Annotated in this window: 25 protein-coding genes and 1 pseudogene; 23 read left to right on the top strand and 3 right to left on the bottom strand. The window is 68.6% G+C overall.

Annotated elements, in window-relative coordinates:
- The 17 genes and pseudogenes from H0I76_RS16770 to H0I76_RS16690 form a co-directional block, all read left to right on the top strand.
- Positions 1-453 (top strand): RHS repeat-associated core domain-containing protein (locus H0I76_RS16770; RefSeq protein WP_234455387.1); only part of this gene is annotated, 453 nt, incomplete at its 5' end.
- 473 nt (positions 454-926) lie between these two features.
- On the top strand, positions 927-1,112 hold the full coding sequence (locus H0I76_RS16765; protein WP_200612491.1) for a hypothetical protein: 186 nt from the start codon (positions 927-929) through the stop codon (positions 1,110-1,112).
- A 22-nt stretch (positions 1,113-1,134) separates the two neighbouring features.
- Positions 1,135-1,419 (top strand): annotated as a pseudogene (locus H0I76_RS19815) (hypothetical protein); the annotation flags it as partial.
- A gap of 392 nt (positions 1,420-1,811) precedes the next feature.
- On the top strand, positions 1,812-2,015 hold the full coding sequence (locus tag H0I76_RS16755) for a hypothetical protein (protein ID WP_200612489.1): 204 nt from the start codon (positions 1,812-1,814) through the stop codon (positions 2,013-2,015).
- A gap of 571 nt (positions 2,016-2,586) precedes the next feature.
- Positions 2,587-3,537, top strand: a complete 951-nt coding sequence (gene phnD, locus H0I76_RS16750; RefSeq protein WP_200612487.1) for a phosphate/phosphite/phosphonate ABC transporter substrate-binding protein — start codon at positions 2,587-2,589, stop codon at positions 3,535-3,537.
- An 81-nt stretch (positions 3,538-3,618) separates the two neighbouring features.
- A complete protein-coding gene (phnC, locus tag H0I76_RS16745; RefSeq protein ID WP_200612474.1) occupies positions 3,619-4,437 on the top strand; it encodes a phosphonate ABC transporter ATP-binding protein in 819 nt (272 codons plus the stop codon).
- 10 nt (positions 4,438-4,447) lie between these two features.
- Positions 4,448-5,254, top strand: coding sequence for a phosphonate ABC transporter, permease protein PhnE (gene phnE / locus H0I76_RS16740; protein WP_200612471.1), 807 nt, complete (start codon positions 4,448-4,450; stop codon positions 5,252-5,254).
- A gap of 1 nt (position 5,255) precedes the next feature.
- A complete protein-coding gene (phnE, locus tag H0I76_RS16735) occupies positions 5,256-6,071 on the top strand; it encodes a phosphonate ABC transporter, permease protein PhnE (RefSeq protein ID WP_200612468.1) in 816 nt (271 codons plus the stop codon).
- Between the two features lie 176 nt (positions 6,072-6,247).
- Positions 6,248-6,853: a cytochrome P460 family protein gene (locus tag H0I76_RS16730; RefSeq protein ID WP_200612464.1), complete on the top strand. Its 606-nt coding sequence runs from the start codon at positions 6,248-6,250 to the stop codon at positions 6,851-6,853.
- A gap of 180 nt (positions 6,854-7,033) precedes the next feature.
- Positions 7,034-8,032 (top strand): DUF3179 domain-containing protein, encoded by a 999-nt coding sequence (locus H0I76_RS16725; protein ID WP_200612461.1) that lies wholly within the window; start codon positions 7,034-7,036, stop codon positions 8,030-8,032.
- The gene (locus H0I76_RS16720; RefSeq protein WP_200612459.1) at positions 8,022-9,218 is read left to right on the top strand and encodes a patatin-like phospholipase family protein; all 1,197 of its coding nucleotides are present in this window, start codon (positions 8,022-8,024) and stop codon (positions 9,216-9,218) included. Before H0I76_RS16725 ends, H0I76_RS16720 begins: the two co-directional genes overlap by 11 nt.
- A 16-nt stretch (positions 9,219-9,234) precedes the next feature.
- A complete protein-coding gene (locus tag H0I76_RS16715) occupies positions 9,235-9,477 on the top strand; it encodes a CDGSH iron-sulfur domain-containing protein (protein ID WP_200612446.1) in 243 nt (80 codons plus the stop codon).
- 98 nt (positions 9,478-9,575) lie between these two features.
- Positions 9,576-10,868 carry an adenylosuccinate synthase gene (locus tag H0I76_RS16710; protein ID WP_200612444.1) on the top strand — a complete coding sequence of 431 codons (1,293 nt, stop codon included), beginning with the start codon at positions 9,576-9,578 and terminating at the stop codon, positions 10,866-10,868.
- Between the two features lie 106 nt (positions 10,869-10,974).
- Positions 10,975-11,388, top strand: a complete 414-nt coding sequence (locus H0I76_RS16705) for a hypothetical protein (protein ID WP_200612441.1) — start codon at positions 10,975-10,977, stop codon at positions 11,386-11,388.
- 13 nt (positions 11,389-11,401) lie between these two features.
- Entirely contained in the window at positions 11,402-11,935 is a 534-nt protein-coding gene (locus H0I76_RS16700; RefSeq protein ID WP_200612439.1) for a hypothetical protein, read from the top strand.
- Positions 11,936-11,950: 15 nt separating this feature from the next.
- Positions 11,951-12,376 (top strand): hypothetical protein, encoded by a 426-nt coding sequence (locus tag H0I76_RS16695; RefSeq protein ID WP_200612437.1) that lies wholly within the window; start codon positions 11,951-11,953, stop codon positions 12,374-12,376.
- A 123-nt stretch (positions 12,377-12,499) separates the two neighbouring features.
- Positions 12,500-12,733, top strand: coding sequence for a DUF2842 domain-containing protein (locus tag H0I76_RS16690; RefSeq protein WP_200612435.1), 234 nt, complete (start codon positions 12,500-12,502; stop codon positions 12,731-12,733).
- A gap of 6 nt (positions 12,734-12,739) precedes the next feature.
- On the opposite strand, the gene H0I76_RS16685 is transcribed toward H0I76_RS16690, so the two are convergent.
- Complete coding sequence (locus H0I76_RS16685; RefSeq protein ID WP_200612419.1) at positions 12,740-13,936, bottom strand: hypothetical protein; 1,197 nt, start codon at positions 13,934-13,936, stop codon at positions 12,740-12,742.
- A 133-nt stretch (positions 13,937-14,069) separates the two neighbouring features.
- Here H0I76_RS16685 and H0I76_RS16680 point away from each other — a divergent pair, with 133 nt between their 5' ends.
- Positions 14,070-14,753, top strand: a complete 684-nt coding sequence (locus H0I76_RS16680; RefSeq protein WP_200612416.1) for a thiamine diphosphokinase — start codon at positions 14,070-14,072, stop codon at positions 14,751-14,753.
- A gap of 19 nt (positions 14,754-14,772) precedes the next feature.
- Here the strand turns inward: H0I76_RS16680 and H0I76_RS16675 are convergent, their stop codons facing one another.
- On the bottom strand, positions 14,773-15,000 hold the full coding sequence (locus H0I76_RS16675) for a DUF2798 domain-containing protein (RefSeq protein ID WP_200612413.1): 228 nt from the start codon (positions 14,998-15,000) through the stop codon (positions 14,773-14,775).
- 129 nt (positions 15,001-15,129) lie between these two features.
- A complete protein-coding gene (locus H0I76_RS16670; protein WP_200612410.1) occupies positions 15,130-16,524 on the bottom strand; it encodes an L-serine ammonia-lyase in 1,395 nt (464 codons plus the stop codon).
- A gap of 195 nt (positions 16,525-16,719) precedes the next feature.
- Between H0I76_RS16670 and rpiA the strand changes: the two genes are divergently transcribed.
- The 5 genes from rpiA (at position 16,720) to H0I76_RS16645 (ending at position 21,375) form a co-directional block, all read left to right on the top strand.
- Positions 16,720-17,454, top strand: a complete 735-nt coding sequence (gene rpiA, locus H0I76_RS16665) for a ribose-5-phosphate isomerase RpiA (protein WP_200612407.1) — start codon at positions 16,720-16,722, stop codon at positions 17,452-17,454.
- A 123-nt stretch (positions 17,455-17,577) separates the two neighbouring features.
- The gene (gene gor / locus H0I76_RS16660) at positions 17,578-18,948 is read left to right on the top strand and encodes a glutathione-disulfide reductase (protein WP_200612404.1); all 1,371 of its coding nucleotides are present in this window, start codon (positions 17,578-17,580) and stop codon (positions 18,946-18,948) included.
- A gap of 166 nt (positions 18,949-19,114) precedes the next feature.
- Positions 19,115-20,284 (top strand): FtsH protease activity modulator HflK, encoded by a 1,170-nt coding sequence (gene hflK / locus H0I76_RS16655; RefSeq protein ID WP_200612401.1) that lies wholly within the window; start codon positions 19,115-19,117, stop codon positions 20,282-20,284.
- Complete coding sequence (gene hflC, locus H0I76_RS16650) at positions 20,284-21,156, top strand: protease modulator HflC (RefSeq protein ID WP_200612398.1); 873 nt, start codon at positions 20,284-20,286, stop codon at positions 21,154-21,156. Before hflK ends, hflC begins: the two co-directional genes overlap by 1 nt.
- Positions 21,157-21,192: 36 nt before the next feature.
- On the top strand, positions 21,193-21,375 hold the full coding sequence (locus H0I76_RS16645) for a DUF2065 domain-containing protein (protein ID WP_200612395.1): 183 nt from the start codon (positions 21,193-21,195) through the stop codon (positions 21,373-21,375).
- Positions 21,376-21,457 lie beyond the last annotated feature (82 nt).

Here is a 21,457-nt window from a genome sequence, read left to right as displayed (position 1 = left end):
ACCGTCTCGGTCCCGGCCCTGCACTTCCCCGGCCAGTGGTTCCAGGCGGGTGAGCCGGATCAGAGATCGCTCCGGTGGAGCGATCTCCCGGCGAACGGCCTCCACCAGAACTGGATGCGCGACTACGACCGCACCACCGGGCGCTACCTGCAGCCCGACCCGATCGGACTGATCGATGGGGCGAGTGCATATGGCTATGCGCGGCAGTCGCCCCTGAGGAAATTTGATCCAGAGGGGAGAGCGTGCAGATCTGTTTATAATCGAAAAGTAGGGGCGGTGGTGATCGAGTGTGATCCGGGAAGTACTTATGATCCAAGCGGCCTTAGCTCTGCTCTTTCAGGGGCTGTGAATAACACGGAGTTTCAGAGCTGCTTTTCTGCATGTGTGAAGGAAGCTGATCTGCCCGGCGATTTGGGTGACATCTGTACGTCGCGGCTATCGGAGCCGGATTGAAAAGTGTTCCGGCGTCGGCCGCTACGGAGGCAATCTGTCGATCTCTTGGTGTTGTTTTATCGTGCGAATCCAGCTGTCGGAGCCAATGTGGAATTGACTGAAGTACTCTATGCCCGAGTTGTCATTCATCCCCCGCCTGCTGATGCGGAGCGTGAGAGGCATTCTTCTCCACCGGAATCGCTTTCCTGGATTGTCGTTGGCGCCATTTTGGTATTTTCGATCGTCATCGCGATCTTGGCCACAAGGAAGTAGAAGGATCATGAAGCAGCATCTGAGCATGTTAACAATTCGTGGGAAACTCACCTGCACAATGGCTTCTATATTTGTAATTGAAAAAATTGAATATCTTTTCAATAAACTTGAGGTTCCCTACGCATTATTTTTGTCATTGCCAGTATCGATTTTTATAATTATTTGTATTTTATGGAGGCCTCTATATCTAAATAAATAAAAAAGCCGCGGTATCGTGAATTATGAACCATCGTTTCGAGTCATTCTCGGGGAGCACTGACCGCATCGCCGAATTCGACGCGGCCGGCGGGCTCCTGCGCGAATATGCCTGGCTCGACGACAAGCCCCTCGCGGTGATCGAGGACGGCCGGACCTTCCACGTCCGGCTCAGGACCAGATCGGCCGGCCGGTGTTCGCGACCGAGGTGATCGGCGGCCAGAGTCGCTCGAGACCTTCCGCATCGCCAGGACGGATGGCCGGGGCGCGATCGTATCGGTCCGATCGGGCGAGACCGAGGATGTCTCGATCTGCCATCTCTCGACGGGGCTCGGCTGCGGGCGGCTCAAGGTCGGCTCGTTCTCGCGCTCCGAGCGGATGGCGAAGTGGAACGAATGCCTGCGCATCGAGGACCAGATCGGCTCGGCAAGCTTCGTCGGCGACGCGCCCTTGTCCCGGACCTGGCGGGACAGGGCGCGGCGGGATGGCGCTGCCTCCCGGATCCGGCTGCACGCCTGAGACGTGGAACCACCATGCCCCCCGGCACTCACCAGGGCGCAGTCCCTTGCCGCAACGCGGGCGCAAGGCACCCGCCTATTCCAAGCGAAGCATGATCCGGGTGTGCGCCTGCGGGCTTCGCCTCATCGGCCGAAGCCGACTTCCGTGAGCCTGCGAGCAGATCATGTCGGGCTTCAGGCGTGTCGAGCGCTCGGTCGCTGACGATTCTTGACACCTCCACCGTGAAGCCATGCCGCCGAGGGGCGGTGTGGCAGGCCTGTGCACCCCCGAAAAACCCCGCAATGGTGCTGCAGCGGCCCATCGCGATCGCCGGAAGCCGACTTAAGGCTTGGCGGCTTCACCTGTCTGGGCTACGCAGCATCTGGAGTGAGACCCAAAATGTGGAGAGCAACGTGAGCGAGAAGCGCGAAAAGTTCCTGAGCATGAGCGAGAAGCGCAAGGAAAAGGCCGTGAAGGCGATTGCGGCGATCGGCAATCTCAGCACCCCCGCCTACGAGTGGGAGCGGGCCGAGGTCGAGCAGCTTCTCGCCGACCTGCAGGCGGAACTCGACAACACCCGCGGCCGCTTCGAGCGGACCCGTCGGTGGAAGGCCTGATTTCCTGAGGGCCATGCGCTCGGCTCCCGCCGGGCGTATCTCATCCTGTCCCGTCGATGCCGAGTGGCCGCAGGGCCGGGCGCGGTTTCGTGCCTGGTCCTGATCAGCCGCATCGATGCAGGGCGCCAAACGATGTTTCGCGCCCTGCTGCCGGTCGGGCAGGGATCCCTGTACGGATGGCGGCCGTCCTTCCAGCCTGCCAATGCGTAACAACGGGCGTCCCGGCGGGGCGCCCGACCCGCATCCCCCATGCCGCGCCGAAAGCCTCCAAGCCGCAGAGCGAATGGGGCGGAACCGCCGACACGGAGGCGCGCCCGTCAGCCAGGCGGTGCGGCGCAAGCTTCCCGCCATCCCTTGCCGTAGGAAGAATCGGCGCTGCCGGGGCCCCGCAAAGGGCTTTGCGCTCTGGCTTGCGACGCTGCAGACATATTACGCTGGCACGGCCTGATCGGCCCGTGTTGTCGGCGTTGCGGCAATGAGTGTCATAAAATTGTAATATTATGTTCACGACGCAGCAGAACTGATCCACTATCGGCGCGGCGGCATAAGCCTTCGAAAGGGAACCGTACTCATGATCCGTATCGCCTCTGCCATCGCAGCCGGCCTCGTGCTGGCAACAACGCCGGCCCTGGCCGAGTTCAAGCTCGACAGCCGCTACACCGACGCCGATGGCGATCTGATCGCCGACATCCCGTCCGACCCGGCGCAGCAGGTCGACCCCTCGACGCTGATCTTCGCCTACACGCCGGTCGAGGACCCCGCGGTCTACGCCGAGGTCTGGTCAGGCTTCCTCGCGCACATGGAGAACCTGACGGGCAAGAAGGTCCAGTTCTTCCCGGTCCAGTCGAACGCCGCCCAGATCGAGGCGATGCGTGCGGGCCGCCTGCATATCGCGGGCTTCAACACCGGCTCGAACCCGCTTGCCGTCGCCTGCGCGGGCTTCCGGCCCTTCACGATGATGGCCTCGGCCGACGGCTCGTTCGGCTACGAGATGGAGATCATCACCTATCCCGGCTCGGGCATCGAGAAGGTCGAGGACATCAAGGGCAAGAGCCTCGCCTTTACCTCCGAGACCTCGAATTCGGGCTTCAAGGCGCCCTCGGCGATCCTCAAGGCCGACTATGACATGGTCCCCGGCCGCGACTTCGAGGCGGTGTTCTCGGGCAAGCACGACAACTCGATCCTCGGCGTCGCGAACAAGGACTACCCGGCCGCGTCGATCGCCAACTCGGTGCGCAAGCGCATGGAGCAGCGCGAGGTGATCAAGCCCGAGCAGCTCAACATCATCTACACCTCGCAGACCTTCCCGACGACCGGCTACGGCATCGCCCACAACCTGACGCCCGCGCTGCAGGAGAAGATCCAGGAAGCCTTCTTCACCTTCCCCTGGGAGGGGTCGAAGCTGGCCGAGGAGTTCTCGAAGTCGGGCGAGGCGCAGTTCATCCCGATCACCTTCAAGGACAACTGGGCCGTGATCCGCAAGATCGACGACGCCAACGGGGTCTCGTACGACTGCCAGTGACAGGCGCCACTTGACTGCAAATCCGGGCGCGGGATTCTCCCCGCGCCCGCTTCGTTTATCTCCGACAGCCCCGAGGGCCGCATGCTTACCGTGGACGCGCTGACCAAGACCTACAAGACGGGCGACAAGGCGCTGAAGGCCGTGGCCTTCACCGTGCCCAAGGGGCAGGTCGTCGGGCTGATCGGCCCATCGGGTGCGGGCAAGTCCACGCTGATCCGATGCATCAACCGGCTGGTCGAGCCGACATCGGGCCGGGTGCTGCTGAACGATCTCGACATCACCGCGCTGCCGGGCTCGGGCCTGCGGCGGGCGCGGCGGCGGATCGGGATGATCTTCCAGGAATACGCCCTGGTCGAGCGGCTCACGGTGATGGAGAACGTGCTCTCGGGCCGGCTCGGATATGTGGGCTTCTGGAGCAGTTTCCTGCGCCGCTTCCCCGCGGAGGATATCGAGAGCGCCTTCCGGCTGCTCGACCGCGTGGGTCTGATGGAACATGCCGACAAGCGCGCCGACGCGCTCTCGGGCGGTCAGCGCCAGCGCGTCGGCATCGCGCGCGCCCTGGCGCAGGACCCCGAGCTTCTGCTGATCGACGAGCCGACCGCCTCGCTCGACCCCAAAACCTCGCGCCAGATCATGCGGCTGATCGTCGAGATATGCGACGAGCGCGGCCTGCCCGCGATCATCAACATCCACGACGTGCTGCTGGCCCAGCAGTTCACCCAGCGCATCATCGGCCTGAGGGCCGGCGAGGTCGTGTTCGACGGCCCGCCCGCAGCTCTGGACGAGGACGTGCTCACCCGCATCTACGGCGAGGAGGACTGGACCGCCATGCGCCGCTCGGCCGAGGAGGACGTCGCCGCCGAGCGCGACGCCGCCGAGCGCATGGCCGGCATGGTCTGAGGGGCAGCCGATGAGCGAGACGGTTTACCACCGCCACTGGCGCCGCCCGCCGACGATGATCCGCGACAGGCGGGTCAGGTATGCGCTCTATCTGGGGATCGTGCTCTATCTCGTCCTGGCCATCGGCTCGGTCGACGTCAACTGGGTGCGCGTCTGGGAGGGCTTCGACCGCGGCTGGCGCTTCGTGCTTGGCTTCCTCCAGCCCGATTTCACCAGCCGCTGGCGGGACATCAGCCAGGGCCTGGTCGAGAGCCTGACGATGACCATGACCGCGACGGTGGCGGGCGTGATCATCTCGGTGCCGATCGGGATCGGCGCCGCGCGCAACCTGGCGCCGCGCCCGGTCTATTACGCGTGCCGCGCGATCATCGCGCTCAGCCGCTCGCTGCAGGAGATCATCATCGCGATCCTGCTGGTCGCGATGTTCGGCTTCGGACCCTTTGCGGGGTTTCTGACGCTCAGCTTCGCCACCATCGGCTTTCTCTCGAAGCTGCTGGCCGAGGACATCGAGGACATCGACGAGGCGCAGGCCGAGGCGATCCGCTCGACCGGTGCGTCGTGGTTCCAGCTGGTGAACTACGCGGTGCAGCCGCAGGTGATGCCGCGGCTGATCGGCCTCGTGCTCTACCGCTTCGACATCAACTTCCGCGAATCCGCCGTGATCGGGATCGTCGGCGCGGGCGGCATCGGCGCCACGCTGAACACCGCCATCGACCGCTACGAGTATGACAGCGCGGGGGCGATCCTCCTCATCATCATCGGCATCGTGATGGTGGCCGAGTATTCGTCGAGCCATATCCGCAAATGGGTGCAGTGACATGCCGGTGATCGAGACCGCAGAAGGGCCCGCCTGGCGGCTGCGCACCCCGCGCGGCAGGCTGCTGCTCTGGCTTGGATGGTTCGCGCTGGTGGCGCTGACCGTCTGGTGCTGGCAGGTGATGACGAAAGACACGATCTGGGCCTTCGTCGCGGACGCCCCCAGCCAGGCCGCCGACATCGGCGCCCGCGCCTTCCCGCCGCGCTGGAGCTATGTCGAGAAGCTGTGGCTGCCGCTGTGGGACACGCTCAACATCGCGACGCTGGGCACCATGCTGGGCGTGATCATCGCGACGCCCGTCGCCTTCCTCGCCGCCCGCAACACCACGCCCAGTGCAATGGTCGCGCGCCCTGTCGCGCTTTTCATCATCGTCGCCTCGCGCTCGATCAACTCGTTGATCTGGGCGCTGCTCTTGGTGTCGATCCTCGGGCCGGGCCTGCTCGCCGGCATCATCGCGATCGCGCTGCGGTCGATCGGCTTCGTCGGCAAGCTGCTCTACGAGGCGATCGAGGAGACCGACGCCACCCAGATCGAGGCGATCGAGGCGACCGGGGCAAGCCCGCCGCAGGTGCTGATCTATGGGTACTGGCCGCAGATCGCGCCGGCCTTCTGGGGCATCTCGGTGTTTCGCTGGGACATCAACATCCGCGAGAGCGCGGTGCTGGGCCTCGTCGGGGCGGGCGGTCTCGGGCTGCAACTCCAGGCCTCGCTCAACGTGCTGGCATGGCCGCAGGTGACGATGATCCTGATCGTCATTCTCGCGACCGTGGTGTTCAGCGAGTGGGTCTCGGCCCGGGTGCGCCACGCGATCATCTGATTGGATCCGCCGGCGTGGCCAGCGCCTCGCGCGCGGGGCGCCGACGGTGCGGGGCCCCGTCGCGACGCTCAAGAATTGGTGAGCGAGCCTGATTTGAACGTGTTCAGGCCGTGTGGAAGCCTTCGCTGAAGCCCCCAGACAGTTAGGGGCGCCAGACAGGGGAGGCTTGCGCAACCATGATCAAGGCAGAACATCTGGCCGCGGCTGCCGCCCTGGTCGGAAGTCTCGCCGTTTCGGCTCCCGCGGCCCATGCGGCGTGCGATCCGGGCAAGGCGGCCTCGGAACTCACCGGCGCCGAGGCGCAGGCGGTCTACGACTGCATCGCCGCGGACCTGCACAAGGGTTACGCGACCGGCGACAAGCGCTGGATCGATGCCGGTTTCGTCAGGGATTACCGCGACTGGACGCGCGCCAGCAGCCTCCCGGCAGCGCCCGGCTTCCATGGCGAGCGCTTTCTCGTCACCTGGGTGAATCCGACCGGCGCGGACGCCTATCTCGACTATGCCGAGGACCCCATCATCCCGTCCGGCACGGTGATTGCGAAGGAATCCTTTGCGGTCGGCGACGACGGCAAGGTTCATGCAGGCCCTCTCTTCCTCATGCAGAAGGTCGAGGCCGGCGTCTCGCCCCAGACCGATGACTGGTATTACATGATGGTGGCACCGGACGGCGCGCCGGTGGCGGTCGAGGTCATGAGCGCCTGCAGCGAATGCCACCAGGCCAACTTCGCCCACCAGGGCGGGCTGGGTTATCCGGTCGAGGAGGCGCGGATCGCGCGCTGAGCGCGCACCGCTCCGAACTCCGCCCGGAAATCCCGGCCCGCCTCGGGGCCGGGAACCCATGGCGCCGGCCTGCCCGATGCCCCCCATGCTGCGGGGCGGGCCGGCGCCGCCAGCCCGACCGGTGCCGCGGTGGGCGCACCAGCGCTTGCTCGAACCTCCGTGCCGGGGCGGGAGGACGCGATGCGGATGACGATCATCTCTGCCCTTGGCCTCGTGGCGCTGCTGGCGGCAGCGACGCTCGCCACCGCCGCCGAGGCGCCGGCCGCGTGGCTGCGGGAATGGCCGCGCACAGATTTCACCCGCAGTGAGGTCGCCTTCGACGAGATCCGCTCGGGCGGCCCGCCGCGGGACGGCATTCCCTCGATCGACGCGCCCCGCTTCGCCGTGCTCGGGTCGATGGCCCGCCCGCCGCTGCCCAACGAGCCGGTCATGAGCCTCGAGATCGCGGGCGATGCGCGCGCCTACCCGCTCTCGGTGCTGATGTGGCACGAGATCGTCAACGACGAGGTCGGCGGCGTGCCCGTCGCGGTCACCTATTGCCCGCTCTGCAACTCCGGCATCGTCTTCCGCCGCGTCGTGGCGGGCGAGGTCACGACCTTCGGAACGACGGGCAAGCTCAGGCATTCGGACCTGGTGATGTACGACCGCGCGACCGAAAGCTGGTGGCAGCAGTTCGAGGGTCGCGCCATCCTCGGCGCCCGGGCGGGCGACGTGCTCGCGGCGCTGCCCGCACGGCTCGAGAGCTTTGCCCAGTTCGCCACGCGCCATCCCGACGGCACGGTACTGCTGCCGCCCGCGCCGGGTCTGCGTGACTACGGGCGGAACCCCTATGTGGGCTATGACCGCCTCGCCGTTCCCTTCCTCTATGACGGCACTTATGATGGGCCCGGTTCGCCCCTGATGCGCGTCGTGGCGGTCCCGGGGCGGGCCGAGGCCTGGAGCCTCGATCATCTTCGGGCGAGAGGCAGGCTGGAGGTCGACGATCTCGTGCTGACATTGCAACCCGGACAGGCCTCGGCGCTCGACAGCGCCCGGATCGCCGAAGGGCGCGACGTCGGCACCGTGACGGTCGAGCGCATCGGCCCCGGCGGCACGCGCGGGATCGTGGTCCATCACGTTCCCTTTGCCTTCGCCTTCCGCGCCTTCAACCCCGGCGCGCCCATCCATCATGTCCCCTGAGCCGAGCGCGCCGATCGGGCTTGTGCTGCCCGGCGGCGGCGCGCGGGCGGCCTACCAGGCGGGCGCGATCAGCGCGATCGCCGGCATGCTGCCCCCCGGCCGCTCGCCCTTTCATGTGATTGCGGGCCAGTCGGCCGGGGCGATCAACGCCGCGGGGCTTGCCTGCCGGGCGGGCGATTTCCGCGATGCGGCGGCGCGGATGGTCGCGGCGTGGTCGCGGCTGCGGGTCTCGGACGTGATGCGCACGGACCTGCCCTCGACCGGCCGGCGCGCGCTGATCTGGGCGCTCACGGCGGCAAGCGGGGGCTGGCTCGTCGAGAACCCGCGCTCGTTCTTCGACAATTCGCCGCTTGCCGAAATGCTCGCGCGCGAGATCGATTTTCGCGGCATCGAGACGGCCATCGCGCGCGGCGATCTTGGCGCGCTGGCGGTGACGGCTTCGGTCTATTCCGGCGAGAGCGGCCAGGCGGTCACCTTCTTCGCTGGCGGCCCGGAGAACCGCGAATGGGCCCGAATGCGGCGTTGCGGGTTGCGCGGCAGCATCGGGCCCGAGCACGTGATGGCCTCGGCCGCGCTGCCCTATCTCTTCCCGGCGCAGGAAATCGGCGGCCAGTTCTACGGCGACGGAGCGTTGCGGCTTACCGCGCCCCTGAGCCCGGCCATCCGCCTCGGCGCCCGGCGGCTTCTGGTGATTGCCGCGCGCGATCCCGAGGTGCCGGCCATCGGCCAGATGGCGCCCTCGGCCTATCCCAGCCTGGCCGAGATCGCGGGCCACATGCTCGACATCCTGTTCAACGACCATCTCGACACCGACCTCGAGCGGCTCACGCGCATCAACCGCACGCTGAGCCTGTTCGCGCCCGAGCAGCTGGCCGAGACCGAGCTCAGACCCGTCGAGGTGGTGGTGCTGCGGCCGTCGCGCGACCTGCGCGAGATCGCCGGGCGCCATGCCCGCGCGCTGCCCTGGACGATGCGCACGCTGCTGCGCGGCATCGGCGGGTGGGGGGGCGACTGGCGCCTGCCCAGTTACCTCAACTTCGACAGCGGCTATTGCGGCGAGCTGATCGCCCTTGGCCATGCGGATGCAATGGCCAACCGCGACGCCCTGATGGAACTGTTCCGCGATGCCGCGCCCGCCGGGGATTTGCCGCCGCAGGCAGCGCCACTATCATCGCCCGAAGTCTGAGAAGGGAGCGCCGATCATGTCCGATACCCCGATCGTTGCCCAGAAGGGCCCCTACCCAGTCGAGGTCGAGGAGGGAAAGACCTATTTCTGGTGCCGCTGCGGCCGGTCGGCGCGCCAGCCGTTCTGCGACGGCAGCCACAAGGTCACGGACCTCACGCCCCTGAAATACACGGCCGACAAGACCGGCAAGGTCTTCTTCTGCGGCTGCAAGTCGACCGCGAAGCCGCCGCTCTGTGACGGCAGCCACAACCGGCTCTGACGTCCGCTTCCGCGCGGGCCGGCGAGGCGCGTTCCGACCCTTTCGCGGCCGGGCGGGTTTCCCTATAAGGGCGCGCGGCATCAAGGGAGACCGTGCGCATGGCTAACGTTGTGGTTGTCGGCGCCCAGTGGGGCGACGAGGGCAAGGGCAAGATCGTCGACTGGCTCAGCGAGCGCGCGGACGTGATCTGCCGCTTCCAGGGCGGGCACAATGCCGGCCACACGCTGGTGATCGGCGGCGCGGTCTACAAGCTGTCGCTGCTGCCCTCGGGCATCGTGCGCGGCGGCAAGCTCTCAGTGATCGGCAATGGCGTGGTGCTCGACCCCTGGGCCCTTATCGCCGAGATCGAGCGGCTGGCCGCGCAGGGCGTCAGCGTCTCGCCCGAGAGCCTGATGATCGCCGAGAACGCGCCCCTCATCCTGCCGGTGCACCAGGACCTCGACCGGATCCGCGAGGAAGCTGCGGGCTCGGCCAAGATCGGCACCACCGGCCGCGGCATCGGCCCGGCCTACGAGGACAAGGTCGGCCGGCGCGCGATCCGCGTGGCCGATCTCGCCGACGAGCCCACGCTCGAATCGCGGCTCGACCGGCTGATGGCACATCACGAGCCGTTGCGCCGCGGCCTTGGTGCCGAGCCGGTGGATCGCGATGCGCTCAAGTCCAGGCTGATGGAGATCGCGCCGCGCATCCTGCCCTTCGCCGCGCCGGTCTGGCAGATCCTGGCCCAGAAGCGGCGCGAAGGGCGGCGCATCCTGTTCGAGGGCGCGCAGGGCGCGCTGCTCGACATCGACTTCGGCACCTATCCCTACGTGACATCGTCGAACACGCTGGCGGGCATGGCCTCGGTCGGCACGGGCCTCGGGCCGAACGCGGTCGATTTCGTGCTCGGGATCGTCAAGGCCTACACCACACGCGTGGGCTCGGGCCCGTTCCCGACCGAACTCACCGACGCGATCGGCCACCGGCTGGGCGAGCGGGGCCGCGAGTTCGGCACCGTGACCGGACGCCAGCGCCGCTGCGGCTGGTTCGACGCGGCGCTCGTGCGCCAGACCTGCCTCACCAGCGGCGTCTCGGGCATCGCGCTGACCAAGCTCGACGTGCTCGACGGGCTCGACGAGCTCAGGATCTGCACGGGCTACCGCCTCGATGGCGAGATCCTAGACCATCTGCCCACCGCCGCCGAGGCGCAGGCCCGCTGCGAGCCGGTCTACGAGACGCTTCCCGGCTGGCAGCAATCCACGCAAGGTGCGCGGCGCTGGCTCGACCTGCCGGCCGAGGCGATCAAGTACGTCAAGCGCGTCGAGGAGCTGATCGAGTGCCCGGTCGCGCTCCTGTCGACCAGCCCCGAGCGCGACGACACCATCCTCGTGACCGACCCCTTCGCGGACTGAGGCGGAGCGCGTGATCGCCATAATCCTTCCTCATTCCGCTGGTTAATGTGCGCCGGCGCCGTCGTGCCGTATCGTGACAGATGTGCATGATCCCGGGAGACCAGTTTTGAACGCTCGAATTTTCTTCCTGCCGGTCGCGGCAACCCTTGCTCTCGCCGGCTGCATGTCGGCGTCGGAACACCAGGCTGCCGTAGGCTCGACCAAGGCGACCGACAATCTCACCGCCGGCAAGGTCCAGCGCGAGATCCGCGTCGGCATGACCTCGGCCGAGGTGGTCGAGGTGCTGGGCTCGCCGAACCTGGTGACCACCGACGAGCAGCGCCGCGAGGTCTGGGTCTACGACAAGGTCGCGACCGAGCGCGTGGTCTCGACCAGCGGCGCCCGCGGTGGGCTCATCCTCTTCGGCGCAAGCCAGCAGGCCGGTGCCTCGTCGACGTCGCAGCGCACGCTGACCGTCGTGATCAAGTACGACACGGCCGGGCGCGTGCGCGACTTCGCCTATCGCCAGTCCGCGTTCTGAGGGGAAGATCAGCATGCGTAAGCCGATCGTTGCGGCCCTCGCGGCCGCAAGCGTGCTTCTTGCCGGCTGCGAGCAGGGCATTCCGCCCGAGGCGCTCGCCATCAGCCAGGTCTCGGTGGAGAAGCGCCAGCTCCAGACCCGGTATTTCGAGACCGAGGACGAATCGCTGCTGCTGAACGCCTCGGTCGCGGTGCTCCAGGATCTTGGCTTCACGCTCGAGGAATCCGAGACCGATCTGGGCGTGCTGCTTGCCACCAAGGACCGCGACGCCACCGAGGCGGGGCAGATCGCCGGCGCGATCCTGCTGGGCGTGCTCACCGGCGTCTACGTGCCGACCGACCGCAACCAGAAGATCCGGGTCTCGGTCGTCACCCGGCCGCTCGACGACGGGCGCGGACGCACGGCCGTGCGCGCGACCTTCCAGCGGCTGGTCTGGGACACGCAGGGCAACCTGAGCAAGATCGAGGGGCTCAACGAGCCCGAGCTGTATCAGGGCTTCTTCGAGAAGCTCGCGCAGTCCGTGTTCCTCGAGGCGCAAGAGATCTGAGGGGGAGTGGGGAGCATGAACAGAACCGCCATCATGGCCGCCGCGGCAATCGCGCTGATCGGCCTCGCCGGCTGCCAGACCAACTCGAAGGACCAGGTCCTCGCCTCGTCCGAGAGCCAGGTCGCCCTGCGCGCCATGCAGAGCCGCGCCTTCGACACCTCCGACAAGCTCCAGACCATGCGCGCGGTGATCGCCACGCTGCAGGACCTGGGCTTCGTGGTCGAGAAGGCCGATGACGTGCTGGGCACGGTCAGCGGCACCAAGCTCGACGGCTACCAGCTGCGCATGACTGTCACCGTCCGGCCGCGCGGCGAGACCCAGATGATCGTGCGCGCCAACGCGCAGTACAACATCACGCCGGTCGAGGATCCCGTGCCCTACCAGCAGTTCTTCGCGGCGCTGGAAAAGGCGATGTTCCTGAGCGCGCAGCAGGTCGACTGACCTGCGAGGGGGCGGCTGCGCGCCGCGGCCCGCGCCCGCCCCGGCAGCTGTCCCGGCATTGCCCTTCGCGAGACCTTCGGCCCGGCCCTTGGCATCACCTGCGGGCCGGGCTATGTCGGCCGCATGACCTACCGCAACCGAAAGCGTCTCGCGCTCGCCGTCCTCGTGCTTGGCCTGCCCGCCTACATCGTCGCCGCGGTGACGGTGGTGGGGCTGTTCGAGCGTCCGCCGCACTGGCTCGAGCTCGGCATCTATGTCGGGCTGGGCGTGCTCTGGGCGATCCCGCTCAGACGCGTCTTCCTCGGGGTCGGCAAACCGGATCCCGAGGCCGAGGGCGGCAGGGGCGGCGACGGCTGAGGCGCCTCAGCTCTCGCCACGCAACAGCGGCTCGAACTGCTCGACCAGTTCCCGGCTCAGCCCGAAATGCTCGTCATCGATGCGCCGCAGCGATCCGTTGCGCGCGAGCTTGCCGATCCCCTTGATCTGGGCCTCGAGCGTGCGGGGAAACTCGCCGGGGATCTCGTCGAACACCGACATCAGCTCGCGGCGGGTAAAGCGGGGCTGGCGGCGCACGATCGTCAGGAAGGCGGCAGCGCTCAGCAACGCGTCGAGCGCATCTTCCGTGCCGGCCTTGGCGGCGACATCGGCAGGTGTCATCCCCGCCACCGGGATGGCCGAGGCGGCAGACGCTCGCCGAGGTGCCGCGGGGTCCTCGGATTTGCCGTGAACCCGCGCGAGCAGGCTCTCGAACCGGTCCCCGAGACCCCCGGCCTCGCCGATCGGCGCGGGGCGCGGGACCGGCATCGGCTTCGGTTTCGCGCCGTCGCCATCCGATCCGCCCGCGCGGGAAAAGAGCGGCCGGCGCCCTTCGCCGGCGCCCGTCGTCTCGGGCTCTGCCTTCGCGGCGCTGTCGGCCTTGGCCGCGACCGGCGCGCCGAAGATGTTGACCACCCGGGCGCCGTCGCCTTCCGCCTCGGCGCCGGCTTTCTCCTTTTCCGCGGTCGCGACGGGCGCGCCGGCGTCCTCGGCTTGCGCCGCGCTGCCGGCCTCGGCGCCGCTCGGCGCGTCCTGCTCGAAAGGGTCGCCGCGCTCCTCGTAGCGGCGGCGCAGCGCCTCGATCCGGTCGTCGGCAGCGCGGGCGGCGGCGCTGGTCTCCGGCGTCTCGGCGTCATCGTCGGCCGGCTCGTCCGCAGGCGCCCCGGCCACGTCACTGGCGCTGTCGCCGGTCTTGTCCCTGATCGGCTCCGCGCGCATCGCGACCCGGCGGATCGCGTCGAGGCCGCCATCCGTCTCCTCGCCGCGATGCACCAGCACCAGCCCCGGCACCGCGCCCAGCGAGTCGGCGTCCACGCCGACACGTGCCGCCACCCGGTCGATCACCTTGAGAATCGTGTCCTCGTCGAACGCCGCCTCGCTGTTGAGCAAGTCCGGCGTGTCGGCGGCGACCCGCTGGGCGATGTGCAGCACGTCCTTAAGGACGGCAACCGGGTCATCGTATCCCTGGATCGAAACCGCGAAGTCGCCGAGGCAAACATCAAGCCGTTTCGCATTCCCGCGCATTCCACCGATCCCCCGCTGATTGCGCGGGCCAGAGTCGCGTATTTGCAGTGGGGGGTCAAGCGCCGCCCCGGCCGCAGGGCCCGCAATCGCCCGGGATTGACGCAGCAATCCGCGGCGTCCAAGGGTTCTGCGCATGAGTGATCTGCCATTCCGCTGCGCGGGCCCCGTCACGCTGGTCGGCAACGGGCCGTTCTCGGCCGAGATGCTGGCCGAGGCCCAGACCATCGCCCCCGACCTGATCGCCGCCGATCGCGGCGCGCATCGGCTCGCGGTGCTGCGCAAGACAGCGCGCGCGGTTATCGGCGACATGGATTCGCTGCCCGACCCCGCGGCCTTCGACGACGGCCGCACGCGGGTCATCCACCTGGCCGAGCAGGACACCACCGATTTCGAGAAGTGCCTCTACGCCACCGAGGCACCCTTCTATCTGGGGGTCGGGTTCACCGGCGGCCGCATCGACCACACTCTGGCCGTGTTCCACGCCATGCTGCGTTATCCCTCGAAGCCCGTGGTGCTGGTCGGCGAGGACGAGGCAATGGCGCTCGCGCCGGCGGGCCGCCTGCTGCGGCTGCGGCTCAGGCCCGGGGCGCGGGTCTCGATCTTTCCGCTCCTGCCGGTCACGGGCGGACCCTCGCGCGGGCTGGCCTGGCCGCTCGACGGGTTGCGGCTGGCGCCGGGCGAGCGGGTCGGCACCTCGAACGAGGCGGCGCATCCGCTGGTCGAGATGAAATTCGACGCCCCCGGCGCACTGGTGATGGTCGAGCGCCCCTTCCTCGCCGCGCTGGTACACGCCGTGGCCGCACCTCCACCCGGCTGAGCCCCGCGTCGCGAGCCTGTCAGCTCGCGCGCACGAGGCGCGCCACCAGCCGCCGCACGATCGGGGCGAACACGAAGGCCGCGGGGAAGGCCACGGGCCATGCCCGCAGCCAGGTGCCCAGCCAGATGACGTGGAAATCCGCCACCAGTCCCTGGGTGCTCAGCGTGGCGATGCCCGTTACCAGGAACGACATGACGCCCGAAAGGATCAGGGCGAACAGCAGCGGCGCAAGGCGTGACGGGATCATTGCGGCTCCACGGGGCGGTTCGACGGGACGGTTTCACGGGGAAGGTTCGCGGGCATATGCCGCCGCGCGTGGGTGGCGTCAATCTCCGTGGCGTTCACGAAACCGCGCGCCGCCGGTTGCATGCGCCGCTCAGCAGTCGGGCACGTTGACCGCGAGCCCCCCGAGCGAGGTTTCCTTATATTTCTCGCTCATGTCGCGCCCGGTCTCGCGCATCGTGCGCACGCAGGCGTCCAGTGACACAATATGCCCGCCATCGCCACGCAGCGCCAGCGAGGCGGCAGAGACCGCCTTGATGGCGCCGAGCCCGTTGCGCTCGATGCAGGGGACCTGCACCAGGCCCTTCACCGGGTCGCAGGTCATGCCCAGATGATGCTCGAGCGCGATCTCGGCCGCGTTCTCGACCTGCTCGGGGGTGCCGCCCATCGCCGCGCAAAGGCCCGCCGCCGCCATCGCCGAGGCCGAGCCGACCTCGGCCTGGCAGCCGCATTCCGCGCCCGAGATCGACGCGTTGTGCTTGATGATCCCGCCGATCGCCGCGCCGGTCAGGAACATCGTCCTCAGCCCGTCGCGGTTCGCCCCGACGATGTGGTCGAGGTAGTAGCGGCACACCGCCGGGACGACCCCGGCCGCGCCGTTGGTGGGCGAGGTCACGACCTGGCCGCCGGCCGCGTTCTCCTCGTTCACCGCCATGGCGTAGGTCGAGAGCCAGTCATTGGCGACATGCGGCATCTGGCGGTTGAGGCCGCGCTCGGCCACCAACTGGTCGTGGATGCTCTTGGCGCGCCGACGCACGTTGAGGCCACCGGGCAGGATGCCTTCGCACGCCATGCCGCGCTCGATGCAGGCGTTCATCACCTCCCAGATCCGGTCGAGGCCGCGGTCGAGGTCGATGCGCGACATCCGCGTCTCCTCGTTCGCGCGCTTCATCTGCGCGATGGGCAGGCCCGCGTCGCGCGCCATGGCCAGCATCGCCGCGGCGCTGTCGAAGGGATAGGGCACCTCGCGCGCCTGCGCGCCGGGGGCCGTGTCGTCCTCGGCCATCTCGCGGGCGGTTTTCACGAACCCGCCGCCGATCGAGTAATAGGTCTCGGTCTGGTAGAGATTGCCGCCCTCGTCCCAGGCCGACAGCACCATGCCGTTGGCGTGCAGCGGCAGCGCCGGGCCGTAGTCGAACACGAGGTCCGTCGCCGGGTCGAAGGCAAGCTCGCCCAGGCCCGGCGGGTTCACCCGGCCGCGCGCGCGGATCTCGGCCTCGGCCGCCTCGGCCTTGGCGGGATCGAGCGTGTCGGGGCGGAAGCCCGCCAGCCCCAGAATCACCGCCCGGTCGGTGGCATGGCCCTTTCCGGTGAAGGCCAGCGAGCCGTGCAGCCGGCAGCCCACCCGCGCAAGCTGCCCGGCGCCGGGGATCTTCTCGCCCTGCGCCAGCGCTTCGAGGAACTGCGCAGCCGCGACCATCGGCCCCATCGTGTGCGAGCTCGATGGACCGATGCCGATCTTGAAGATGTCGAAGACGCTGAGGAACATTCTCTCTCAATCCTGCGTTCACCGTCGCCGTTCTAGAAGTGGACCCGACGCCGGGCACGTTCAATCTCGACCGGGAATGGCTCTGGCGCGACCTCGTGCGGTGGGTATAGTGCCGCGCGACCCCGCATCCCGGCCGCGGCGCGATCTGGCCGCGCGCGTCCAAGACACGCCCAAGACACGACGGAGCCCATCGCCATGACCGACGCATCCGCCCCCACCGACCTCTCGCCGGCCGAGCGCGCCAAGCGCGCCGCGGCTGCGCGCGCCCTCAACTATGTCGAGACCGGCATGACGCTGGGGCTCGGCACCGGCTCAACCGCCGACTGGATGGTGCGTCTCCTGGCCGAACGGATGAAGGCCGAGGGGTTGCGCGTGATCGGTGTGCCGACCTCGACGCGCACGGCGGCGCAGGCCTCGGCGCTCGGCATCCCGCTCTCGACCCTCGATGACGCGGGCTGGCTCGATCTCACCATCGACGGCGCGGACGAGTTCGACGACGCCCGCCGGCTGATCAAGGGCGGCGGCGGCGCGCTGCTGCAGGAGAAGATCGTCGCCGCCGCCTCGGACCGCATGGTGGTGATCACCGACCCGTCCAAGCATGTCGAGCGGCTCGGCGCCTTTCCCCTGCCGGTCGAGGTCGTCCGATTCGGGCACGAGACCACGGCGCGGCTGATCGCCCGCGTGCTTGACGAGCATGGCCTCGGCGGGCGCCGCATCGCGCTGCGCGGCGGGCCGTCCGGCGCCTTCGTCAGCGACGAGGGGCACCACATCCTCGACCTCCATCTCGGCGCGATCCCCGAGCCGGAGCGCCTCAACACCGCGCTCAACGTGGTGCCGGGCGTGGTCGAGACCGGGCTCTTCTGCGGCATCGCCTCGGCGATCGTGGTCGGCTACGAGGACGGTACGGCCCGCGTGATCGGCGAGCAGTAAGGCAAATCACGCTTTCGCGAGCGCGTGCCGCATTCGTGCAATCGTGCCGGGGGCTGCCTATCTGAGGTGCCGCGCGGTCGGGACACGGTCGGCCACGGGCGGAACAAACGCAAAGAGGCACCCATGAGCGACTTCGATTTCGACCTCTTCGTCATCGGCGGCGGCTCGGGCGGCGTGCGGGCGGCGCGGGTTGCGGCGAACCACGGCGCACGCGTCGGCATCGCCGAGGAATACCGCTTCGGCGGCACCTGCGTGATCCGCGGCTGCGTGCCGAAGAAGCTCCTGGTCTACGCGTCCGCCTTCTCGGAGGCCTTCGAGGATGCCGCGGGCTTTGGCTGGGACGTGGCCCCGCCGACCTTCGACTGGGCCCGCCTGATCGCGAACAAGGACCGCGAGATCGCCCGCCTCGAGGAGATCTACGCCCGCAACCTCGACCTCGCCGGGGTCGAGATCTTCCGCTCGCGCGCCACCGTCGTCGACCCCCACACGGTCGAGCTGGCGACCCACGGCCGCCAGGTGCGGGCCAAGCACATCCTGATCGCCACCGGCGGGCGCCCCTTCGTGCCCGACTTTCCGGGCAGCCACCACGCCATCACCTCGAACGAGATGTTCGACCTGCCGCGCCTGCCCGAGCGCGCGGTGGTGATGGGCGGCGGCTACATCGCCTGCGAATTCGCCGGCATCCTGAACGGCCTGGGCGTCGCGGTGACGCTGGTCTATCGCGGTACGCAGCTGCTGCGCAGCTTCGATGCGGACCTCGGCGCCCATGTGACCGAGGAGATGCGCAAGAAGGGCATCGAAATCCTGACCGAGACCGACGTGGCCGGAATCGACAAGGATGGCGAGCGCCTCTCGGTCAGCCTCACGAACGGCGAGACGCGCGCGGCCGGCCTCGTGCTCGCCGCGACCGGCCGAGTGCCGAACACCGATGGCCTGGGTCTCGAGCGCGCGGGCCTCACGCTGGGCAGGAAGGGTGAGATCGCGGTCGACGCGTGGTCGCAGACGGCAGTGCCCTCGATCTTCGCCGTGGGCGACGTGACCGACCGGCTTCAGCTTACCCCCGTCGCGATCCGCGAGGGGCAGGCCTTTGCCGACACGATCTTCGGCGCGACGCCCACCAAGGCCGATCACGCCCTTGTGGCGACGGCGATCTTCACCCAGCCCGAGATCGGTACCGTCGGCCTTACCGAGGTGCAGGCCCGTGCCGAGGGGCCGGTCGAGGTCTACCGCTCGGCCTTCCGCCCGATGCTCCACACCCTGTCCGGCCGCGACGAGAGGATGCTGATGAAGCTCATCGTCGCGCGCGACACGCGGCGGGTGCTGGGCGTCCACATCTCGGGCCACGCGGCGGGCGAGATGATCCAGATGGCCGCCATCGCCGTGAAGATGGGCGCCACCAAGGAGGATTTCGACCGCACCGTCGCAGTTCACCCCACCGCGGCCGAGGAGCTGGTGACGATGAAGACGCCACTGCCCGAGCCCGCCACCGTCTGACGGCGCCCGGTGGGCCGGGTGCTGCGGGCAGGGCGGGCGCGGCCTTGAACGCGCCCTTCGCAGACCCACCTGTTGGGGGATGGCGCGCGGGGCCTAACTGCTGCTAGAACCGCGCGTGACAGCTTGCCCTCAGGGCAAATTCCCAACCGGAGGATATGCGAGAGCAATGCCTTTCAACAGCAATTCGGGTGGCGGTGGCGGCCCCTGGGGTGGAGGGGGCGGCAAGAACGGCGGCGGCCGCAACCCGTGGGGCAGCGGTGGCGGCGGCGGCGGCGGTGGAGGCGGCGGGCAGGGACCCGACCTCGATGACCTGCTGCGCAAGGGCCGCGACCAGCTCAAGGTGGTGCTCGGCGGCCGCGGCGGCCGCCCCGGCCGCGGTGGTGGCTTTGGCGGCGGCGGGCGGGGTCCGAACAGTGGCCTGAACAAGGCCATCCCGTTCATCATCCCCGTGGTGCTGGTTGCCGGCTGGGCCTTCCAGTCCTTCTACCGCGTCGATACCGGCGAGCAGTCGGTCGAGCTCTTCCTCGGTGAATTCAGCCAGATTGGCACCGAGGGTCTGAACTTCGCGCCCTGGCCCCTGGTGACCTACGAGGTGCTGCCGGTCGCGCGCGAGAACACGATCGACATCGGCGTCGCCGGCTCGCGCCGCGACGACCAGGGCCTGATGCTGACGGGCGACGAGAACGTGGTCGACATCGACTTCTCGGTGGTCTGGAACATCTCGCGCCCCGACTTCTTCCTGTTCAACCTCGCCGATCCCGCGCAGACCATCCGCGCGGTGTCCGAATCGGCGATGCGCGAGATCATCGGCCGTTCCGATCTCAAGCCGATCCTCAGCCGCGAGCGCGGCGCGATCTCGGCCGAGCTGCAGGAGCTGATCCAGCAGACGCTCGATAACTACCAGTCGGGCGTGAACATCGTGCGCGTGAACTTCGACCGCGCCGATCCGCCGGGCGAAGTGATCGAGGCGTTCCGCGACGTGCAGGCGGCCGCGCAGGATCGCCAGACCGAGGAGCGCCGGGCCGAGGCCTACGCCAACCAGACGCTGGCGGGCGCGCGCGGTGAGGCCGCGCAGGTCAGCCAGCAGGCCGAGGGCTACGCCGCGCGCGTGGTCAACGAGGCCAAGGGTGAGGCGGCGCGCTTCGTGTCGATCTACGAGGAATACCGCAACGCGCCCGACGTGACCCGCAAGCGGCTCTACATCGAGACGCTCGAACGCGTGCTCGGCAGCGTCGACAAGATCATCATCGACGAAGGCGTCGGCGGCTCGCAGGGCTCGGCGGGCGTCGTGCCCTACCTGCCGCTCAACGAGCTGCGCAAGGGAGGGTCGAACTGATGCGGATCATTCCAGTCATCGTGGTGATCCTCGCCGCGGTCGTCTTCGCGGGGCTCTCGGCGATCTACATCGTCGACGAGCGCCAGCAGGCCATCGTCCTGCAGTTCGGCGAGGTCAAGGACGTCAAGACCGACCCGGGCATCGGCTTCAAGGTCCCGCTGATCCAGGAGGTGGCCTATTACGAGGCCCGCATCCTGCCGCTCGACACCACGCCGCTCGAGGTGACGCCCGCGGACGAGCGGCGCCTCGTCGTCGACGCGTTCGCGCGCTGGCGCATCACCGATGTCGTGCGCTTCCGCCAGGCGGTGCAGACCGAGACGGCGGCGATCTCGCGGCTCGAGCGCATCCTCAACGCCTCGCTGCGCGAGGTGCTGGGCACCGTGACCTCGGACGCGATCATCTCGGCCGAGCGTACCTCGCTGATGCAGCGCATCGCCGCGGACGCCCGTCTCGCCGCGCGCGAGCTTGGCGTCGAGATCATCGACGTGCGCATCCGCCGCGCCGACCTGCCGGTCGAGAACCTGCGCGCCACCTACGACCGCATGAACGCCGAGCGGCAGCGCGAGGCCGCCGACGAGCGCGCCCGCGGCAAGGAGGCGGCGCAGCGCATCCGCGCCGAGGCCGACCGCCAGGCGGTCGAACTCGTCTCCGAGGCGAACCGCGAGGCCGAGATCGTCCGCGGCCGCGCCGATGCCGAGCGCAACAAGATCTTCGCCGACGCCTTCGGGCGCGACGAGGAGTTCTTCGCCTTCTACCGCTCGCTTTCGGCCTACGAGAAATCGCTCAGCGGCGAGAACTCGACGCTCGTGATCTCGCCCGACAGCGAATTCTTCGAGTATCTCAAGACGGAGAGGGGCGGGGCGCAGCGTTGAGAGTGACGGACCGGGCAGGGCGCGCGGGGGTCTGACATGGACATGCTCGCCGCCCTCGCCCTCGTTCTGGTGATCGAGGGCCTCGCGATCGCGATCTTCTCGGGCTCGCTGCCCGAACTTCTGGCGGCGATGCGCGAGACCACCGCGTCGCAGCGCAGGACCCTCGGGATCGTGATGGCGGTCTGTGGCGCCGTCGCCTATCTTGCGATCCGCGGATAGCCAGCGCGGTGCGGACCACGAACCGGATGATTGCGCCGCCGCCCGGGTTTTTCGCCGGCGGTACGACCAGAAGAGAGGCAAA

Origin of the sequence: Thermohalobaculum xanthum (assembly GCF_016623495.1) — a bacterium.
Taxonomy (GTDB): domain Bacteria; phylum Pseudomonadota; class Alphaproteobacteria; order Rhodobacterales; family Rhodobacteraceae; genus Thermohalobaculum; species Thermohalobaculum xanthum.
The sequence above is the reverse complement of the archived record's forward strand: the minus strand, read 5'-3'. Positions and strand labels throughout refer to the sequence as shown.

What these genes read in the sequence shown, in the direction of transcription:
- H0I76_RS16715 (WP_200612446.1), top strand. Translation starts at nt 9,235, where the DNA reads ATGTCCGATACCCCGATCGTTGCCCAGAAGGGCCCCTACCCAGTCGAG.
- H0I76_RS16710 (WP_200612444.1), top strand. Translation starts at nt 9,576, where the DNA reads ATGGCTAACGTTGTGGTTGTCGGCGCCCAGTGGGGCGACGAGGGCAAG.
- hflK (WP_200612401.1), top strand. Translation starts at nt 19,115, where the DNA reads ATGCCTTTCAACAGCAATTCGGGTGGCGGTGGCGGCCCCTGGGGTGGA.
- phnE (WP_200612468.1), top strand. Translation starts at nt 5,256, where the DNA reads ATGCCGGTGATCGAGACCGCAGAAGGGCCCGCCTGGCGGCTGCGCACC.
- H0I76_RS16680 (WP_200612416.1), top strand. Translation starts at nt 14,070, where the DNA reads ATGAGTGATCTGCCATTCCGCTGCGCGGGCCCCGTCACGCTGGTCGGC.
- H0I76_RS16645 (WP_200612395.1), top strand. Translation starts at nt 21,193, where the DNA reads ATGGACATGCTCGCCGCCCTCGCCCTCGTTCTGGTGATCGAGGGCCTC.
- H0I76_RS16690 (WP_200612435.1), top strand. Translation starts at nt 12,500, where the DNA reads ATGACCTACCGCAACCGAAAGCGTCTCGCGCTCGCCGTCCTCGTGCTT.
- H0I76_RS16675 (WP_200612413.1), bottom strand. Translation starts at nt 15,000, where the DNA reads ATGATCCCGTCACGCCTTGCGCCGCTGCTGTTCGCCCTGATCCTTTCG.
- H0I76_RS16685 (WP_200612419.1), bottom strand. Translation starts at nt 13,936, where the DNA reads ATGCGCGGGAATGCGAAACGGCTTGATGTTTGCCTCGGCGACTTCGCG.
- H0I76_RS16720 (WP_200612459.1), top strand. Translation starts at nt 8,022, where the DNA reads ATGTCCCCTGAGCCGAGCGCGCCGATCGGGCTTGTGCTGCCCGGCGGC.
- H0I76_RS16670 (WP_200612410.1), bottom strand. Translation starts at nt 16,524, where the DNA reads ATGTTCCTCAGCGTCTTCGACATCTTCAAGATCGGCATCGGTCCATCG.
- H0I76_RS16765 (WP_200612491.1), top strand. Translation starts at nt 927, where the DNA reads ATGAACCATCGTTTCGAGTCATTCTCGGGGAGCACTGACCGCATCGCC.
- rpiA (WP_200612407.1), top strand. Translation starts at nt 16,720, where the DNA reads ATGACCGACGCATCCGCCCCCACCGACCTCTCGCCGGCCGAGCGCGCC.
- phnD (WP_200612487.1), top strand. Translation starts at nt 2,587, where the DNA reads ATGATCCGTATCGCCTCTGCCATCGCAGCCGGCCTCGTGCTGGCAACA.
- phnC (WP_200612474.1), top strand. Translation starts at nt 3,619, where the DNA reads ATGCTTACCGTGGACGCGCTGACCAAGACCTACAAGACGGGCGACAAG.
- hflC (WP_200612398.1), top strand. Translation starts at nt 20,284, where the DNA reads ATGCGGATCATTCCAGTCATCGTGGTGATCCTCGCCGCGGTCGTCTTC.
- H0I76_RS16700 (WP_200612439.1), top strand. Translation starts at nt 11,402, where the DNA reads ATGCGTAAGCCGATCGTTGCGGCCCTCGCGGCCGCAAGCGTGCTTCTT.
- H0I76_RS16695 (WP_200612437.1), top strand. Translation starts at nt 11,951, where the DNA reads ATGAACAGAACCGCCATCATGGCCGCCGCGGCAATCGCGCTGATCGGC.
- phnE (WP_200612471.1), top strand. Translation starts at nt 4,448, where the DNA reads ATGAGCGAGACGGTTTACCACCGCCACTGGCGCCGCCCGCCGACGATG.
- H0I76_RS16730 (WP_200612464.1), top strand. Translation starts at nt 6,248, where the DNA reads ATGATCAAGGCAGAACATCTGGCCGCGGCTGCCGCCCTGGTCGGAAGT.
- H0I76_RS16725 (WP_200612461.1), top strand. Translation starts at nt 7,034, where the DNA reads ATGCGGATGACGATCATCTCTGCCCTTGGCCTCGTGGCGCTGCTGGCG.
- gor (WP_200612404.1), top strand. Translation starts at nt 17,578, where the DNA reads ATGAGCGACTTCGATTTCGACCTCTTCGTCATCGGCGGCGGCTCGGGC.